The sequence below is a fragment of the Kribbella sp. CA-294648 genome, from assembly GCF_050943845.1.
In the GTDB taxonomy this organism is placed as follows: domain Bacteria; phylum Actinomycetota; class Actinomycetes; order Propionibacteriales; family Kribbellaceae; genus Kribbella.
Map to the genome: position 1 here is coordinate 7,657,874 of NZ_CP191981.1, position 18,543 is coordinate 7,676,416.

An 18,543-nucleotide genomic window follows, 5' to 3' on the forward strand; every position below is an offset into this window, starting at 1 on the left:
TCAGAGCTTGATCTCGATGTCGACACCGGCCGGCAGGTCGAGCCGCATCAGCGAGTCGACGGTCTTCGGCGTGGGGTCGATGATGTCGATGAGCCGCTTGTGGGTGCGCATCTCGAAGTGCTCGCGGCTGTCCTTGTACTTGTGCGGCGAGCGGATGACGCAGAACACGTTCTTTTCCGTCGGCAACGGCACCGGGCCAGCAACCTTCGCACCAGTACGCGTCACCGTGTCGACGATCTTGCGCGCCGAACTGTCGATGACCTCGTGGTCGTAGGCCTTCAGCCGGATGCGGATCTTTTGTCCCGCCATCGCTTCGCTACGTCCTTCTCTTCGTCTTCGTCTTTGTCGCTCCGACCCCCGCGGTCGGGTGTGTCGCGGACGCGGCACGCGCGTCGCCACACACTTTCGACCCTGGGATGGTGATCGGGGCTCGGTCTCGGACCGGAACCTCGGCATGGTCTCCGGTCCGGCGCACCTGCCAGAAACATGTCTGGGGCGCGCCCCGGCGGCCTCGCCTGAGCAACCTGAATATTGTGCCAGAGATTGACGCCGAAACGCCAATCGGGTGGCTCCGCACGCTGGGAACCGGAACCGTTCCGGAGTCACCGACCCCGACTTGCCCCGGATCCCGCGTGCAAAGCAGAGGTCCGCGGAGGCTCAGCGTGCGAGCCCTCGCGGACCTCGTGAAATCACTTGAGGATCTTGGTGACCCGGCCGGCGCCGACGGTGCGGCCACCTTCACGGATCGCGAACTTCAGGCCCTCTTCCATGGCGATCGGCTGGATCAGCTCGACCGACATGTCGGTGTTGTCGCCCGGCATGACCATCTCGGTGCCCTCGGGCAGCGTGACGACGCCGGTGACGTCCGTGGTGCGGAAGTAGAACTGGGGCCGGTAGTTCTGGAAGAACGGCGTGTGACGGCCGCCCTCCTCCTTCGACAGGATGTAGACCGACGCGTCGAAGTTGGTGTGCGGGGTCGTGGTGCCCGGCTTGATGACGACCATGCCGCGCTCGACGTCCTCGCGCTTGGTGCCACGAAGCAGCAGACCGACGTTCTCACCGGCCTGGCCCTCGTCGAGCAGCTTGCGGAACATCTCGATACCGGTGACCGTGGTGGTCTGCTTCTCCGGGCGGATGCCGATCAGGTCGACCGTCTCGTTGACCTTGACGACACCGCGCTCGATCCGGCCGGTGATGACCGTGCCGCGACCCGTGATGGTGAAGACGTCCTCCACCGGCATCAGGAACGGCTTGTCGATCTCGCGCTCCGGCTGCGGGATGTAGGAGTCGACCGCGTCCATCAGCTCGATGATCGACTCGCCCCACTTGGCGTCACCCTGCAGAGCCGGGTGCGCCGCGACCTTCACGACCGGGGCGTTGTCACCGTCGAACTCCTGCTCCGAGAGCAGCTCGCGGACCTCGAGCTCGACGAGCTCCAGGATCTCCTCGTCGTCGACCATGTCGCACTTGTTCAGGGCGACGACCATCGCCGGCACGCCGACCTGACGGGCGAGCAGCACGTGCTCACGCGTCTGGGGCATCGGGCCGTCGGTGGCGGCGACGACCAGGATCGCGCCGTCCATCTGGGCCGCACCGGTGATCATGTTCTTGATGTAGTCCGCGTGACCCGGGCAGTCGACGTGTGCGTAGTGCCGGGCCTCGGTCTGGTACTCGACGTGCGCGATGGAGATGGTGATACCGCGCTGACGCTCTTCCGGCGCCTTGTCGATCTGATCGAAGGCCGACGCCTCGTTGAGGGTCGGGTACTTGTCGTGCAGCACCTTGGTGATCGCCGCGGTAAGAGTCGTCTTACCGTGGTCGATGTGACCGATGGTGCCGATGTTGACGTGCGGCTTAGTCCGCTCGAACTTCGCCTTAGCCACTGGGGCCCTCCTGGAAAATGTTGACTTACGCCGTACGCCGACGCGCTGTGGGTTGGTTGGTCCGGAGCGAGATTACTCGCCGCGGGCCTTCTTGATGATCTCTTCCGCCACGTTCTTCGGAACCTCGGCGTAGGAATCGAACTGCATCGAGTACGACGCGCGGCCCTGGGTCTTCGACCGCAGGTCCCCGACATACCCGAACATCTCGGACAACGGCACCGAGGCTTTGATAGCCCGGCTGCCACCGGGGCCCTCGTCCATCGACTGGATCTGGCCGCGGCGTGAGTTGAGGTCGCCGATCACTTCACCCATGTAGTCCTCGGGCGTGATGACCTCGACCGCGAACATCGGCTCGAGGATGACCGGAGTCGCCCGGCGGGCGGCGTCCTTGAAGGCCATCGACCCGGCGATCTTGAAGGCGAGCTCGGAGGAGTCGACGTCGTGGTAGGCGCCGTCGGTCAAGGTGACCTTGACGTCCACCATCGGGTAGCCGGCCAGGACGCCGAACTCCATCGCTTCCTGAGCACCCTCGTCCACCGACGGGATGTACTCGCGGGGGATGCGGCCACCGGTGACGGCGTTGACGAACTCGTAACCGCCCTCGCCACCGGCCTCGACCGAAGTCGGCTCGATGGTGATGATCACACGCGCGAACTGACCCGAACCACCGGTCTGCTTCTTGTGCGTGTAGTCGACCTTCTCGACCTTCTTCTTGATGGTCTCGCGGTAGGCGACCTGCGGCTTGCCGACGTTGGCCTCGACGCGGAACTCGCGCTTCATCCGGTCGACCAGCACCTCGAGGTGCAGCTCACCCATGCCGGCGATGATCGTCTGGCCGGTGTCCTCGTCGGTCCGGACCTGGAAGGTCGGGTCCTCGTCGGCCAGCCGCTGGATCGCGACGCCCAGCTTCTCCTGGTCGGCCTTCGACTTGGGCTCGATGGCGACCGAGATGACCGGAGCCGGGAACGTCATCGACTCCAGCAGGACCGGCTTGGCCGGGTCGCACAGCGTCTCGCCGGTGGTGGTGTCCTTCAGACCCATCACGGCGACGATGTGGCCGGCGCCGACCGACGCGATCTCCTCACGCTTGTTCGCGTGCATGCGGTAGATCTTGCCGATCCGCTCCTTGCGGCCCTTGGTCGGGTTCAGCACCTGGGTGCCGGTCTCGAGCTTGCCCGAGTAGACCCGGATGAAGGTCAGCTTGCCCAGGTGCGGGTCGGCCGCGATCTTGAAGGCCAGCGCCGAGAAGGGCTCGCTGTCGGCCGGCTTGCGCAGTACGACCTCGGTGCCGTCCTTGATGTCGTGACCCTCGATGTCGGGGACGTCGAGCGGGCTCGGCAGGAAGGCGTTGATCGCGTCGAGCAGGGGCTGGACGCCCTTGTTCTTGAACGCGGTACCGGTCAGCACGGGGGTCAGCTTGGAGGCGATCGTCGCCCGGCGGATGCCGGCCATGATCTGCTCCTGGGTCGGCTCCTGGCCTTCCAGGTACATCTCCATGATCTCGTCGTCGGCCTCGGCCAGCGTCTCGATCAGCTTGTCGCGCCACTCGGCGGCGATCTCGGTGTGGGTGGCCGGGATCTCCTCGACGGTGTAGTCCTCACCCATCGTGGTCTCGCCACGCCAGGTCAGCGCGCGCATCCCGATCAGGTCGACGACACCGATGAAGTCGGACTCCGCGCCGATCGGCAGCTGCAGCACCAGCGGCACCGCGGCCAGCCGGTCGACGATCATGTCGACGCAGCGCATGAACTCCGCGCCGGTCCGGTCCAGCTTGTTGACGAAGCAGATCCGCGGTACGCCGTACCGGTCCGCCTGGCGCCACACGGTCTCGGACTGCGGCTCGACACCGGCGACACCGTCGAACACCGCGACGGCGCCGTCGAGGACGCGCAGCGAGCGCTCCACCTCGACGGTGAAGTCGACGTGCCCGGGGGTGTCGATGATGTTGATGGTGTGGTCTTTCCAGGTACAGGTCGTCGCGGCGGACGTGATGGTGATGCCGCGCTCCTGCTCCTGCTCCATCCAGTCCATCGTGGCGGCGCCGTCGTGGACCTCACCGATCTTGTAGGTGATACCGGTGTAGAAGAGAATCCGCTCGGTCGTCGTCGTCTTGCCGGCGTCGATGTGGGCCATGATGCCGATGTTGCGCACCATGCCCAGATCGGTGGTGATTTGTACGGCCACCTCGGTGGTCTACCTCTCGCTTCTGTCTAGCTTCAAAGAGTGAACGCGGGGGCCCGGAGCGGGCCCCGGCTCACCAGCGGTAGTGGGCGAAAGCCTTGTTGGCTTCGGCCATCTTGTGCGTGTCCTCGCGGCGCTTCACCGACGCACCGAGACCGTTGGACGCGTCCAGGATCTCGTTCATCAGGCGCTCGGCCATCGTCTTCTCGCGACGGGCCCGGGAGTACGACGTGAGCCAGCGCAGGGCGAGCGTGGTCGAGCGACCGGGCTTGACCTCGATCGGCACCTGGTAGGTGGCTCCACCGACGCGGCGGCTCTTCACCTCGATGCTGGGCTTCACGTTGTCCAGGGCGCGCTTGAGCGTGATGACCGGGTCGGTGCCCGTCTTCGTCCGGGTGCCCTCGAGGGCGGTGTAGACGATGCTCTGCGCGATCTGCTTCTTGCCGTCGACCAGGATCTTGGAGATCAACTGGGTGACGAGCGGCGAACTGTAGACCGGGTCGATGATGACCGGCCGCTTCGGGGCGGGACCCTTGCGCGGCATTAGCTCTTCTCCTTCTTCGCGCCGTACCGGCTGCGAGCCTGCTTCCGGTTCTTCACACCCTGGGTGTCGAGCGAACCGCGGATGATCTTGTACCGGACACCCGGGAGGTCCTTCACACGACCGCCACGCACGAGCACGATCGAGTGCTCCTGCAGGTTGTGGCCGACGCCCGGGATGTAGGCGGTGACCTCGATGCCGCTGGTGAGGCGGACACGGGCAACCTTGCGGAGCGCGGAGTTCGGCTTCTTCGGAGTCGTCGTGTAAACGCGCGTGCAAACACCACGACGCTGAGGGGAACCCTTCAGGGCCGGCGTCTTGTTCTTCGACACCTTGTCCTGGCGGCCCTTGCGGACCAGCTGCTGAATGGTGGGCACCGCGTAGGTCTCTTTCTGTCGTCCGGTCGGTTGCTGCGCGCCTGACCCCCGCGGTCGGGTGTGTCGCGTGGGCACAGGCACGCCGGAGTCATAAACTTTCTGACTGTCGGAGCAAGTCCCGTGCCACGCGCGCTGTCCCGGAATACGAGGGGCACGCATGACGGCCCAGGATGACCCGGGCACGATCGTTAAGACTAGCGGCTGCCTCAGGCACGGTCAAAACAGAGCACCGAACGCTGCAGAGGCGCAGCCGCACTGCCAGTCTACCCGACTCCCGGCCGCACTCTTGACGCGGCCATAACCAGGCGAAACGTCTGATCGCGGTAAAAGTCCGGCCGGACCGGACCGCGACGGCGGACTTTGCGGCATAGTCACGCCCGTCGGGTGTAACGACCTGATAACGGGGATCTGTTCTAGCCACCGCCCGCGCCTGGAGAAACCCCTCGTGGAACACGGTCCCGTCCCCCCGAACCGTCCCCGCCTCACCGCGGACACCCAGCCGCCGCCGGGTCCTTCCGCCCCAAGGACCCTGTCGCCGGTGGCTCGCCGGGCGGCCATCGGTGCCGTCGCCGGCACCCTGGCCGCCGGCGGGCTGGCAGCGGAGATCCTGAGCCGTCCGGACACCCTCCGGAATCGCGTCCTCGCCGCCGAGTCACCGAACAGTTCCGGATCCGGGGCCGCAGCCCGTACTACGGCCGGCCGCGCCCGCGTCGCCCAGCAGCCGAGTCTCGCGACCGTCGACGAGGACCGCGACTCCAGCTTCGTCGCCGGCAAGGGCTCGAAGAAGCCCAAAGTGACCGGCAAGCCACAGGAGTACGCCGGCTACGCGGCCGCCGCCAAAGCCGGTCGCACCTCCCCTAGCGTGCTGACCAGCAAGGCCGCGCCACTCACCGATGCGCAGGCCCGCCGGCATCTGTTGAACCGGGCGACCTTCGGCCCGCGCCCTGCCGACGTACGCGAGCTGGATCGGCTGGGGATCGACAAGTGGCTGGCGGCGCAACTGTCGCCGACCGCCAAGGACCTGGCTGGTGACCAGGCCTGGCGTGCCCTCACCCTGGCCGGTGCCGATCCCGCCACCATCCGGCGGTCGATCGAGGAGTACTCCTGGGAAGCGATGTTCCACACCGGGATCGCGACCCTGGGCCGCCAGATGTTCGGTAGCCGGCAGCTCTTCGAGGTGGTGGTGGACGTCTTCGCCAACCACCTGCACGTCGCGACGCCGTCGGACCGGGGCTGGGACGTCGCGCCGCAGTACGCGGTGTCGGTGATCCGGCGGCACGCCTTCGGCCGGTACAGCGACATGTTGAAGGCCGCGATGCGGCACCCGGCGATGCTGCGCTATCTCGACAACGACGCCTCGACCCGCGACAGCGTCAACGAGAACCTCGGGCGTGAGCTGCTGGACCTGCACACCGTTGGCGTCTCCTCCGGCTATACCGAGAAGGACGTGCGGGCGAGTGCTTATGTACTGAGCGGCCGGGGCGCCACCAAGGATGGTGCCTTCGAGTACGTCGCCGACAAGCACCGCACCGGCCGGGTGAAGGTTCTGGACTGGACTGCAGCCAACAGCTCGGCCAAGGGCGGGCTGGCCACCGGCGATCGCTATCTCGACTACTTGGCCAAGCACCCGGCGACTGCGCGGACCATCGCGCGCAAGCTCGTCGTACGGTTCGTCGACGACTCTCCTCCGGCCGAGCTGGTCAGCCGGCTGGCGCAGATCTATCTGCGCAACAACACTGCGATCCTGCCGATGCTGACTGCGCTGTTCCGCAGCAGTGAGTTCTGGAACTCCCTTGGTAGCAAGACGAAACGGCCGCTGGAAGATGTGGTGAGCAGTGCCCGCGCCCTCGACCTGCCGTTCGGGCCGACCACGGCCAAAGGGCTGGAGGCCGTCTACTGGCAGCTCACCAACCTGGGCCATGCGCCACTGGCATGGCCCTCCCCCAACGGCTACCCGGACGTCGCACCGGCCTGGGCATCCGCGGGACAGCTGCTGGAGCGCTGGACCATGCACCGCGCGCTGGCGCACGGCTGGTGGGAGGGGCTGAAGCAGGAGAAGCTGCCGGCCGTGCTGCGCCCTCGCAAGGGCGACACCTACCGGGAGTGGTTCGACCGGCTGGGAGAACGGCTGATCGGCCAACGCCCGGATACCCGGCAGCGCACTGCCCTGTCGACCTTTGTTCAAGCCAAGCCCACCTCCCGGGTCGACCAGGGGCGGATGGAGTGGCAGGCGGGGCATGTGGTCGCACTGGTCCTCGACTCCCCGCAGTTCCTGGTCCGTTGAAGGAGCACCGACTGATGGAAGACACACTCGCCTCACTGCACCCGGACTGCCCGGACTGGCGACGGCTCGGCCCGACACCGACAGACGCCGTACTGCGAGCGCAGGCGGCGGCAGTGACGTCCGATGCGACTGACAGACAAGAGCAGTGGAGCAAGGGCTTCACCCGACGTCGCGTGCTGGCCGGTGGGCTTGCTGTCGGGGTTGCCGCGACGCAACTGGTGACCACGCGGATCTCGTGGGCGGCTCCCAACGCCGATCCCGGCGGCACCTTGGTCGTGGTGTTCCTGCGGGGTGGCATGGACGGGTTGTCGGTACTGGTACCGGCCGATGATCCTGAGCTGCTCAAGGCACGGCCGGGGATCGCAGTACGGGCTGCTTCTCTGCTCAATGTCCAGCGGGGCTTCGGGATGCATCCGGCGATGGCTCCGCTGCTGCCACTCATGACTGCGGGGCGGCTGGCCGCAGTACCGGCTGTGTCTACGCCAGACCTGACGCGTAGCCACTTCCAAGCGCAGGACTGCCTGGAACGCGGTGGTGCGGCGCGGTCGTCAGTGCAGTCCGGCTGGCTCGACAGAGTCCTGGAGGAACTAGGACCCGGTACTACGTTCCGTGGGCTGGGGATCGGCGCTCGGATGAGCCGGGCGTTGCTGGGGAACTCCGACCCCGTCATGTTGACCTCGCTGAAGGACTTCACCGTCAAGGGCATCGACGGGGTCGCGCCACAGACGTTGGCGGCTCTGGAGACGCTCTACACCGGGATCGACCACCCGCTGGGTGCGCAGGGGCTGGATGCCTTGCAGGCGGCGGCTTCGGCGCAGAGCTACGCCAAGCAGCAGCAGAAGCCGGCCAAGGAGCGGGGCTATCCGGATGGGGACTTCGGTGCGGCCCTGGCGACGCTTGCGCAGCTGATCAAGGCGAAGGCCGGAGTACGGGTGGCCACTGTCGACCTGGGTGGCTGGGACATGCACACGGACCTCGGCACGGTCGATGGCGGCGACATGACCAACTCGCTGAAGACGGTGGCGGGCGCACTGGCCGCCTTCGCGGCTGAGCTGGGGCCTGACCTGGACAAGACCACGGTGGTCACCATGAGCGAGTTCGGCCGACGGGTCGGGCAGAACGCCAACAGCGGTACCGACCATGGGCACGGTGGGGTCGCGCTGGTGCTCGGTGGAGGGGTCAAGGGTGGTGTGCACGGTCGCTGGGAGGGGTTGGCGCCCGGCGTACTGGATCAGGGTGATGTGCCGGGCACCAACGACTACCGCGACCTGCTGTCGGAGGTCGTGATGGGCCGGCTCGGGCTCAGCGCAGCGCAGGCGGCGAAGGTCTTCCCGGGCTGGAAGCCGACGCCACTCGGCGTCATGACCTAACCGGCTTCAAGATCGGCTCGTCGAGTACGACGCGTCGGGCAACGGGAAGGCCTGGTTCCACCGTGGCAACTCCTGCTGCTACGGCTCTGACGGCAACTACCGCGCCCTGCTCACCCACAACGGCGGCGGGAACTCCCTGGTCTATTTCCAGAACAAGGAGATCCAGCTCTTCAAGCGGACGATCGGCATCAGGTAGCCGGGCGGTTCGGGCACCGCGGCCGTTGGGCTCGGCCGCGGTGCTTTCGAACTGTGTCGACGTGGTCAGGCGAGGAAGCGGACTTCGGTGATGAGGTTGTCCTGGACCTGGTAGAGCGTGATCGTCGGCGTCGGTGCGTCGCCGTGCAGGATCGACTGCTCGACCACCCAGTCGCCGACCAGCATCCGCTGGATCAGCTCGCTCTTGCACTGCCCCGCCTCGAACTGCGGCCGGTAGTACTCGCGCAGTGACCGTCTCCCCCGCATCACCGTGCCGTCGGGAAGCTGGAGCTGCGCGGTCGGCGAGTACATCGCCAGAAACGCCTCCAGATCATGCGCGTCGTACGCCGCATGCTCCCGCCCCACAACCCGAGAAGCAACAGTCTCCACCGGCAAGCTGACCCCAGCCACAGCAGCCGAGTCCAGCTGGCTGGCGGGCTCAGCAGGCTTCTCGGCTACATCCACTGCAGTTGCACGGCCAGCCCCGGTGGACGAAGCAGCTCCACTGGCTGCAGCACCTGCCGGAGCGCCCGCTTCGCGGGTGGCGACTCCCGCGCTGGCCGCAGTGTCCGCTGGACGGGTTGCGGCTGCGCTGCTTGCGGCGGGGGCAGCTGCCGGGGCGTCTGCGGCTGTGGAGGTTCGTGTGGTGCCTCGGGCGGCGGCTGGTTTTGTCGCGGTGGTTGCGCGGGGAGTGGGGGCTGGGACTAGGCCTACTTTGGTGGGTTGGTGGGTGGGGGCTGGGATGGTGGTGCTGGGGATGGGGAGCTGGCCGGTGGGGTCTTCGCCCAGGTGGGCGATGGCCCAGTCGAGGGCCTTGGTCACCGCGGCGCGGGACTCTTCGCTGTGGTCGAGCATGTCGAAGCCGTGTTGCCCTTTCGGTACGTCGATGATGTCCAGCGCGGCGCCACCGGCGGAGACGAACTCCGCCACCGGTCGGGCGAGCTCTTCGCGCTCGCGGCCGACCCTGGTGAGCAGCACCGGCAGGACGCTGTTTGATTCTTTCCCCACCCCACCGCCCCGATCGTGTTTACCGATCACTTCGGCGGCGGAAATGAGTTGATCGACACCGGGCGGAGTGGCGAGTAGGGGGTAGGTCAGGACGACGGCGCGGAGCCAGTCGGGGCGGCTGTCCAGCCACTCCCCCGCCAGCAGTCCGGCACCGGAGAAGAACCACAGCACCACGCGGCCCGGATCGACCTGCGGATCCGCGCGCAGCAGCCCGACAGCGGCCTCCACGTCGTCCGCGGCGGTGGTCAGCTGGTCGAGTCCGCGGATCAGGCTGTGGTCGACGGTGACGGCCACCTGACCGCGTTCAGCGATGGCCGCGGCGTACCCCTGATAGACGGGCCAATCCCGTGGCAGCACCTCGAGATCGGCAGGCATCGGGCCTCCGTGGACCAGCAGGATCGCGCCGGTCCGGGCCGTGCCCGCGGGCCGGTGGAAGTCGAGCTGGCCGACCCGGTCCACACGGCGCTCCGCACCCTGCTCGACGTCCAGCACGAACGGTTGCAGGTAGGCCGGGAGGTCCGTCATACGCGTCATCTTCGCGCATCCCGCCGACACTTCCGCGCCGACCCCTCGCAACACTCCGCAGCCGCCCGAACACACCGGTCCGATCGTCACACCAGCAACACCGGTAACCCCTGCAACTACGTCGATCCGGGCCCCTCACCCCTGGTTGCCAACAGCAACAAGGGCTTCGAAGGACCCGAACAAGCGGCCCCGATCAGCTCGCCCGGGCGGCCGCGATCGAGCCGGCCAGAAGCTCGGTGAGTACGTCGCGATCGGCGTCGGCCAGCCGCTTGAGGTGCAGGCACGAGACGGTGTGCTTATGCGGGCCCAGCCGCGCCAGCAGTTCGGCGTACCGGTCGAAGCCCTCGGTCAGATAGAGCGTCAGCGAGGTCTTGCGGGGTGAGAAGCCGATCTCGAACCAGTCGAGCTCCCGGCCGCTCGGGTAGACCAGGTGGCGCTCGCCGAATCCGACGATCGAGTCACCCCAGAGCGCGGGCCGGCAGCCGGCCAGTTCGGTCAGCAGCGTGGTCAGCTCGCGCGCGTCGGACTGCCGCGGTTCGGGGATCGTGGCGAGGAAGTCCTCGACGGAGGCATCGGTCCGGGTGGTCTTGTTCGCTGCCATCTGGTCATCGTGCCCTCAAAGCCGCGAGGGCGGCACCCCCTGGTGGGGATGCCGCCCTCGGCGGGTAGTGCGGGACTTCAGTTCTGGTACGAGCCCAGGTCGAAGTCGTCCAGCGGGACCGACTGCCCGGCGGACGGGCCGAAGTCGTAGTCGTACGACTCGTAGCCGACCATCGAGTACATCGCGGCCTTCGCCTCCTCGGTGGGCTCCACCCGGATGTTGCGGTAACGGTCCATACCGGTACCGGCCGGGATCAGCTTGCCGATGATGACGTTCTCCTTCAGACCGACCAGCGAGTCGGACTTGCCGTGGATCGCGGCCTCGGTCAGGACCCGGGTCGTCTCCTGGAAGGAGGCGGCCGACAGCCACGACTCGGTCGCGAGCGACGCCTTGGTGATCCCCATCAGCACCGGACGACCGGAGGCCGGCGTACCGCCCTCGGCCACGACGCGACGGTTCTCGGCCTCGAACATCAGCCGGTCCGCCAGCTCACCCGGCAGCAGGTTCGCCTCGCCGGACTCGATCACCGTGACCCGGCGCAGCATCTGCCGGACGATGATCTCGATGTGCTTGTCGTGAATGGCCACACCCTGCGACCGGTACACCTCCTGGACCTCGTCCACCAAGTGCTCCTGCGCCTTCCGGATGCCCAGGATCCGCAGAACCTCCTGCGGGTCCGGAGTACCCTGCGTCAGCTGCTGACCGACCTCGACGTGCTGACCGTCCTCGATCAGCAACCGGCCACGCTTCGACACCGGGTAGGCGACCTCCTCGGAACCGTCGTCCGGGGTGAGCACCAGCTTCCGGGTCTTGTCGGTGTCCTCGATCGCGATCCGGCCGGCCGCCTCGGCGATCGGCGCCTTGCCCTTGGGCTGACGCGCCTCGAACAGCTCGACGACACGCGGCAGACCGTGGGTGATGTCATCACCCGCGACACCACCGGTGTGGAAGGTCCGCATCGTCAGCTGCGTACCCGGCTCACCGATGGACTGCGCCGCGATGATGCCGACGGCCTCACCGATGTCGACCGGCTTGCCGGTCGCCAGCGAACGGCCGTAGCACTTGGCACAGGTACCGGTCTTGGCGTCACAGGTCAGCACGGAGCGGACCTTGACGACCTCGACCCCAGCGGCAACCAGCGCGGCGATGGACACGTCGCCCAGGTCGCTGCCGGCCGTCAGTACGACGGTGCCGTCCGCGCCGGTCACGTCGGTGGCCAGCGTCCGTGCGTAGGCGCTGGTCTCCACGTTCTCGGCGTGTACGACCTTGCCGTCCGGGCCCTTCTCGCCGATCAGCTTCGGCAGGCCGCGCTCGGTACCGCAGTCCTCCTCGCGGATGATGACGTCCTGCGAAACGTCCACCAGACGACGGGTCAGGTACCCCGAGTCGGCGGTCCGCAGCGCGGTGTCGGCAAGACCCTTACGAGCACCGTGGGTGGCGATGAAGTACTCGACCACCGACAGGCCCTCGCGGAAGTTGGACTTGATCGGCCGGGCGATGATCTCGCCCTTCGGGTTGGCCACCAGGCCACGCATACCGGCGATCTGCCGGATCTGCATCATGTTGCCTCGGGCACCCGAGTGGACCATCATCCAGATCGGGTTGGCCTTGGCGAAGTTCTCCTCCATGGCCTTACCGACCTCGGCGTTCGCGCCGGTCCAGATCTCGATCAGTTCCTGCCGCCGCTCGGACGAGGTGATCAGACCCCGCTCGAACTGCTTCTGGACCTTCTCGGCCTGCGACTCGTAGCGGGCCATGATCTCGGGCTTGCTCGGCGGCGTGCTGAAGTCGTCGATCGACACCGTGACACCCGAACGGGTGGCCCAGCGGAAACCGAGGTCCTTCAGCGCGTCCAGGCAGTTCGCCACCTGGACCTTGGAGTAGCGCTCGGCCAGATCGTTGACGATCGAGCCCAGCTGCTTCTTGCCGACCTCGGTGTCCACGAAGGTGTAGTCGCTCGGCAGCGCCTCGTTGAACAGGGCGCGACCCAGCGTCGTCTCCAGCGAGAACCCGCCGTTCGGACGCTCGGTCGAGCCGTCCGGAGCACCGGCCTCGTTCAGCCGCAGCGTGATCTTCGCCTGCAGCGACAGCTCACCGCGGTCGAAGGCCATCAGCGCCTCGGCCAGCGAGCTGAACGCGCGTCCCTCGCCGGCCACGCCTTCCTTCAGCATGGTCAGGAAGTAGATGCCGATGATCATGTCCTGGGTCGGCATCGTGACCGGACGGCCGTCAGCGGGCTTCAGGATGTTGTTCGTCGACAGCATCAGGATCCGGGCCTCGGCCTGCGCCTCGGCCGACAGCGGCAGGTGCACCGCCATCTGGTCACCGTCGAAGTCCGCGTTGAACGCGGAACAGACGAGCGGGTGGATCTGGATCGCCTTGCCCTCGATCAGCTGGGGCTCGAACGCCTGGATCCCCAACCGGTGCAGGGTAGGCGCCCGGTTCAGCAGGACCGGGTGCTCGGTGATGACCTCTTCCAGCACGTCCCAGACCTGGGCGCGCTGACGCTCGACCATCCGCTTGGCGGACTTGATGTTCTGCGCGTGGTTGAGGTCGACCAGCCGCTTCATCACGAACGGCTTGAACAGCTCCAGCGCCATCGCCTTCGGCAGACCGCACTGGTGCAGCTTCAGCTGCGGACCGACGACGATCACGGAACGGCCCGAGTAGTCGACGCGCTTGCCGAGCAGGTTCTGACGGAACCGGCCCTGCTTGCCCTTGAGCATGTCGGACAGCGACTTCAGCGGCCGGTTGCCCGGGCCGGTGACCGGACGGCCACGACGGCCGTTGTCGAACAGTGCGTCGACGGCCTCCTGCAGCATCCGCTTCTCGTTGTTGACGATGATCTCCGGCGCACCCAGGTCGAGCAGGCGCTTGAGCCGGTTGTTGCGGTTGATCACCCGGCGGTACAGGTCGTTCAGGTCGGAGGTGGCGAACCGGCCACCGTCGAGCTGGACCATCGGCCGCAGGTCCGGCGGGATCACCGGGACGCAGTCGAGCACCATGCCCATCGGGCTGTTGTTGGTGGCCAGGAACGCGGTGACGACCTTGAGCCGCTTCAGGGCGCGGGTCTTGCGCTGGCCCTTACCGGTCTTGATCGTCTCGCGCAGGCTGGCTGCCTCGGCCTTGAGGTCGAAGGTCTCCAGGCGCCGCTGGATCGCGGCGGCACCCATCGCGCCCTCGAAGTACTTGCCGAACCGCTCCTTCATGGCGCGGTACAGGATCTCGTCGCCCTCCAGGTCCTGGACCTTGAGGTTCTTGAACCTGCTCCAGACCTCGTCGAGGCGGTCGATCTCGCGCTGCGCACGGTCGCGCAGCTGCTTGACCTCACGCTCGGCGCCTTCCTTCACCTTGCGGCGAACGTCGGCCTTCGCGCCCTCGGCCTCGAGCTGGGCGAGGTCCTCCTCGAGCTTCTTCAGCCGCGCCTCGATGTCGTTGTCGCGCCGGCTCTCGAGCTGCTTGCGCTCGACATCGGTCCGGCCCTCCAACGACGACAGGTCGCGGTGCCGCGCCTCGTCGTCGACGTCGGTGATCATGTACGCCGCGAAGTAGATGACCTTCTCGAGGTCCTTCGGGGCGAGGTCGAGCAGATAGCCGAGTCGCGACGGGACACCCTTGAAGTACCAGATGTGGGTGACCGGCGCGGCCAGCTCGATGTGGCCCATCCGCTCGCGGCGCACCTTGGAGCGGGTGACCTCGACGCCACACCGCTCGCAGATGATGCCCTTGAAGCGAACGCGCTTGTACTTACCGCAGTAGCACTCCCAGTCCCGGGTGGGACCGAAGATCTTCTCGCAGAACAGACCGTCACGCTCAGGCTTGAGCGTCCGGTAGTTGATCGTCTCGGGCTTCTTGACCTCGCCGTGCGACCACTGGCGGATTTCATCCGCGGTCGCCAGGCCGATCCGAAGCTCGTCGAAGAAGTTCACGTCGAGCACGATGTGTTATCTCCCGATTGTAAAAATGGTCTGAGTGAGTTGGTTGTTGATCTCAAGCGGCAACCCGCTCAGACCTCTTCGACACTGTTCGGCTCACGCCGGGACAGGTCGATTCCCAGTTCTTCCGCTGCGCGGAAGACGTCTTCTTCGCTGTCCCGCATCTCGACCCGGCTTCCGTCGGACGAGAGCACTTCGACGTTCAGACACAGGGACTGCATTTCCTTGACCAGAACCTTGAAGGACTCCGGGATACCCGGCTCCGGGATGTTCTCGCCCTTGACGATCGCTTCGTACACCTTGACGCGGCCGACCACGTCGTCGGACTTGATCGTGAGCAGCTCCTGCAGCGCGAAGGCGGCACCGTAGGCCTCGAGGGCCCACACCTCCATCTCGCCGAACCGCTGACCACCGAACTGCGCCTTACCACCCAGCGGCTGCTGGGTGATCATCGAGTACGGACCGGTCGAGCGGGCGTGGATCTTGTCGTCCACCAGGTGGTGCAGCTTCAGCATGTACATGTAGCCGACGCCGACCGGCTGCGGGAAAGGCTCACCCGAGCGGCCGTCGAACAGGTTGGCCTTGCCGGTGCTGTCGACCATCCGGTCGCCGTCCCGGTTCGGCAGCGTGGAGCCGAGCAGGCCGGTGACCTCTTCCTCCCGCGCGCCGTCGAAGACCGGGGTGGCGACGTTCGTGAACGGCTCGGCTTCGCCGGCGCCGATCTTGATCAGTCGCTGGGCCCACTCTTCGGTGTTGTCCGGGTCGACCTTCCAGCCGCGGCTGGCAACCCAGCCGAGGTGGGTCTCGAGCACCTGACCGACGTTCATCCGGCCGGGCACGCCCAGCGGGTTCAGGATGATGTCGACCTGGGTGCCGTCCTCCATGAACGGCATGTCCTCGACCGGCAGGATCTTCGAGATGACGCCCTTGTTGCCGTGGCGTCCGGCGAGCTTGTCACCGACGGAGATCTTGCGCTTCTGCGCGACGTACACGCGGACCAGCTGGTTCACGCCCGGCGGCAGCTCGTCGCCGTTGTCGCGGTCGAAGACGCGGACCCCGATGACGGTTCCGTTCTCACCGTGCGGCACCTTCAGCGAGGTGTCGCGCACCTCGCGTGCCTTCTCACCGAAGATCGCGCGCAGCAGCCGCTCCTCCGGGGTCAGCTCGGTCTCACCCTTGGGCGTGACCTTGCCGACCAGGATGTCACCGGTGGTGACCTCGGCGCCGATCCGGATGATGCCCCGCTCGTCCAGGTCCGCCAGCATCTCGTCGGAGACGTTGGGGATGTCGCGGGTGATCTCCTCCGGGCCCAGCTTGGTGTCGCGAGCGTCGACCTCGTGCTCCTCGATGTGGATCGAGGTCAGCAGGTCCTGCTGCACGACGCGCTGGCTGAGGATGATCGCGTCCTCGTAGTTGTGACCCTCCCACGGCATGAACGCGACGAGCAGGTTCCGGCCGAGGGCCATCTCCCCCTCGTCCGTGCACGGACCGTCGGCCAGCGGCGAGCCGGCCTCGACCCGCTGCCCGGCGTCGACCAGCGGACGCTGGTTGATGCAGGTGCCCTGGTTCGAGCGACGGAACTTCTGCAGCCGGTAGGTCTGGTACGTGCCGTCGTCGGCGGCGACCTCGATCAGGTCGGCCGAGACCTCCTTGATCACACCCGCCTTCTCCGACACCAGCACGTCACCGGCGTCGACCGCTCCGCGGAACTCCATGCCGGTACCGACCAGGGGGGCGTCCGCGGTGATCAGCGGAACGGCCTGGCGCTGCATGTTGGAGCCCATCAGGGCGCGGTTGGCGTCGTCGTGCTCGAGGAACGGGATCATCGCGGTGGCGACCGACACCATCTGGCGCGGCGAGACGTCCATGTAGTCGACGTCGTCGACCAGCACGAGCTCGACCTCACCGTGGCGCCGGCGGACCAGCACCCGGTCCTCGGCGAACACGTCGTCGTCGGTCAGGGCCGCGTTGGCCTGGGCGATGACGAACCGGTCCTCCTCGTCCGCGGTCAGGTAGTCGACCTGGTCGGTGACCCGGCCGTCGACGACCTTGCGGTACGGCGTCTCGACGAACCCGAACGGGTTCACCCGGCCGTACGTCGCGAGCGAGCCGATCAGGCCGATGTTCGGGCCTTCCGGGGTCTCGATCGGGCACATCCGGCCGTAGTGGGACGGGTGCACGTCGCGGACCTCGAAGCCGGCCCGCTCCCGGGACAGACCACCCGGGCCAAGCGCCGACAGGCGGCGCTTGTGGGTCAGACCGGCGATCGGGTTGGTCTGGTCCATGAACTGCGACAGCTGGGAGGTTCCGAAGAACTCCTTCAGCGCCGCGACCACCGGGCGGATGTTGATCAGGGTCTGCGGCGTGATCGCCTCGACGTCCTGGGTCGTCATCCGCTCGCGGACCACCCGCTCCATCCGGGCCAGGCCGGTGCGGAGCTGGTTCTGGATCAGCTCGCCGACCGTGCGCAGACGGCGGTTGCCGAAGTGGTCGATGTCGTCCTCTTCGACGACGATCTCGCCCTGCGGCGCGGTCAGCTCGGTCTTGCCCTCGTGCAGCGCCACCAGGTACTTGATCGTCGCGACGATGTCGTTGATCGTCAGGACGGCGGTGTCGTGCGTCTCGTCCCGGCCGAGCTTCTTGTTGATCTTGTACCGGCCGACCTTGGCCAGGTCGTAGCGCTTGCCGTTGAAGTAGTAGTTGTCCAGCAGCGCCTGGGCAGCCTCACGCGTCGGCGGTTCGCCGGGGCGCAGCTTGCGGTAGATGTCCAGCAGCGCGTCGTCCTGCCCGGAGGTGTGGTCCTTCTCCAGGGTGAGGCGGATCGACTCGTACTCGCCGAACTCCTCGAGGATCTGCGCGTCGGTCCAGCCGAGCGCCTTGAGCAGCACGGTGACGTTCTGCTTGCGCTTGCGGTCCAGCCGCACGCCCACCATGTCGCGCTTGTCGACCTCGAACTCCAGCCACGCACCGCGCGACGGGATGATCTTGGCGGTGAAGATGTCCTTGTCCGACGTCTTGTCCGGCGTGCGCTCGAAGTACACACCGGGCGAGCGAACCAGCTGGGACACGACGACACGCTCGGTGCCGTTGATCACGAACGTGCCCTTGCGCGTCATCAACGGGAAGTCACCCATGAAGACGGTCTGGCTCTTGATCTCGCCGGTCTCGTTGTTCATGAACTCGGCGGTGACGAACAGCGGCGCCGAGTAGGTGACGTCACGCTCCTTGCACTCGTCGACCGTGTTCTTCGGGGGCTCGAACCGGTGGTCGCGGAACGACAGCGACATGGTGCCGCTGAAGTCCTCGATCGGGGAGATCTCCTCGAAGATCTCCTCCAGGCCGGACGGGGAGGACAGATCGGTCCGTCCCTCTTCCTCGGCCGCGGCCACCCTGGCCTGCCAGGTTTCGTTTCCGACCAGCCAGTCGAAACTGTCCACCTGCAACGCAAGAAGATCCGGAACCTCGAGAGGCTCGGAGATCTTTGCGAAGGAGATGCGGCGTGGTGCGCCGGAAACGTCGGTAATGCTGTCGGACTGGGGGTTGCGCGAGGCGACCAAGGGGCGTCCTTCCACGGGCTCGCAAAATTCGGTGCTGGCACTTCGGTGCTGGGAGCGCATGCCAAACGACCCTCGTCAAGTTCTGA

General features: G+C 66.9%; 11 protein-coding genes. 2 read left to right on the top strand and 9 right to left on the bottom strand.

Annotated features, from left to right (window positions below):
* The 5 genes from rpsJ to rpsL form a co-directional block, all read right to left on the bottom strand.
* On the bottom strand, nt 1–309 hold the full coding sequence (gene rpsJ, locus ACQPYM_RS36515; RefSeq protein ID WP_012923688.1) for a 30S ribosomal protein S10: 309 nt from the start codon (nt 307–309) through the stop codon (nt 1–3).
* 380 nt (nt 310–689) lie between these two features.
* The gene (gene tuf / locus ACQPYM_RS36520) at nt 690–1,883 is read right to left on the bottom strand and encodes an elongation factor Tu (RefSeq protein ID WP_433010077.1); all 1,194 of its coding nucleotides are present in this window, start codon (nt 1,881–1,883) and stop codon (nt 690–692) included.
* Nucleotides 1,884–1,955: 72 nt separating this feature from the next.
* Nucleotides 1,956–4,037 (bottom strand): elongation factor G, encoded by a 2,082-nt coding sequence (gene fusA, locus ACQPYM_RS36525; RefSeq protein WP_433023460.1) that lies wholly within the window; start codon nt 4,035–4,037, stop codon nt 1,956–1,958.
* Nucleotides 4,038–4,137: 100 nt separating this feature from the next.
* Nucleotides 4,138–4,608, bottom strand: coding sequence for a 30S ribosomal protein S7 (gene rpsG / locus ACQPYM_RS36530; protein ID WP_012923691.1), 471 nt, complete (start codon nt 4,606–4,608; stop codon nt 4,138–4,140).
* The gene (rpsL, locus tag ACQPYM_RS36535; RefSeq protein WP_012923692.1) at nt 4,608–4,982 is read right to left on the bottom strand and encodes a 30S ribosomal protein S12; all 375 of its coding nucleotides are present in this window, start codon (nt 4,980–4,982) and stop codon (nt 4,608–4,610) included. The genes rpsG and rpsL overlap by 1 nt, the downstream gene beginning before the upstream one ends.
* A gap of 538 nt (nt 4,983–5,520) precedes the next feature.
* On the opposite strand from rpsL, the gene ACQPYM_RS36540 reads away from it, so the two are divergent.
* Both ACQPYM_RS36540 and ACQPYM_RS36545 read left to right on the top strand, forming a co-directional pair.
* The gene (locus ACQPYM_RS36540) at nt 5,521–7,266 is read left to right on the top strand and encodes a DUF1800 domain-containing protein (RefSeq protein WP_433010080.1); all 1,746 of its coding nucleotides are present in this window, start codon (nt 5,521–5,523) and stop codon (nt 7,264–7,266) included.
* Between the two features lie 14 nt (nt 7,267–7,280).
* Nucleotides 7,281–8,636: a DUF1501 domain-containing protein gene (locus ACQPYM_RS36545; protein ID WP_433010083.1), complete on the top strand. Its 1,356-nt coding sequence runs from the start codon at nt 7,281–7,283 to the stop codon at nt 8,634–8,636.
* 261 nt (nt 8,637–8,897) lie between these two features.
* Here ACQPYM_RS36545 and ACQPYM_RS36550 read toward each other — a convergent pair whose 3' ends face one another.
* The 4 genes from ACQPYM_RS36550 to rpoB form a co-directional block, all read right to left on the bottom strand.
* Complete coding sequence (locus ACQPYM_RS36550) at nt 8,898–10,364, bottom strand: nuclear transport factor 2 family protein (protein WP_433010086.1); 1,467 nt, start codon at nt 10,362–10,364, stop codon at nt 8,898–8,900.
* A gap of 193 nt (nt 10,365–10,557) precedes the next feature.
* Nucleotides 10,558–10,965 (bottom strand): DUF1801 domain-containing protein, encoded by a 408-nt coding sequence (locus ACQPYM_RS36555; protein WP_433010090.1) that lies wholly within the window; start codon nt 10,963–10,965, stop codon nt 10,558–10,560.
* 77 nt (nt 10,966–11,042) lie between these two features.
* Nucleotides 11,043–14,903, bottom strand: coding sequence for a DNA-directed RNA polymerase subunit beta' (locus ACQPYM_RS36560; protein WP_433010093.1), 3,861 nt, complete (start codon nt 14,901–14,903; stop codon nt 11,043–11,045).
* 68 nt (nt 14,904–14,971) lie between these two features.
* Nucleotides 14,972–18,457, bottom strand: a complete 3,486-nt coding sequence (gene rpoB / locus ACQPYM_RS36565) for a DNA-directed RNA polymerase subunit beta (protein ID WP_433010095.1) — start codon at nt 18,455–18,457, stop codon at nt 14,972–14,974.
* Nucleotides 18,458–18,543: the final 86 nt, after the last annotated feature.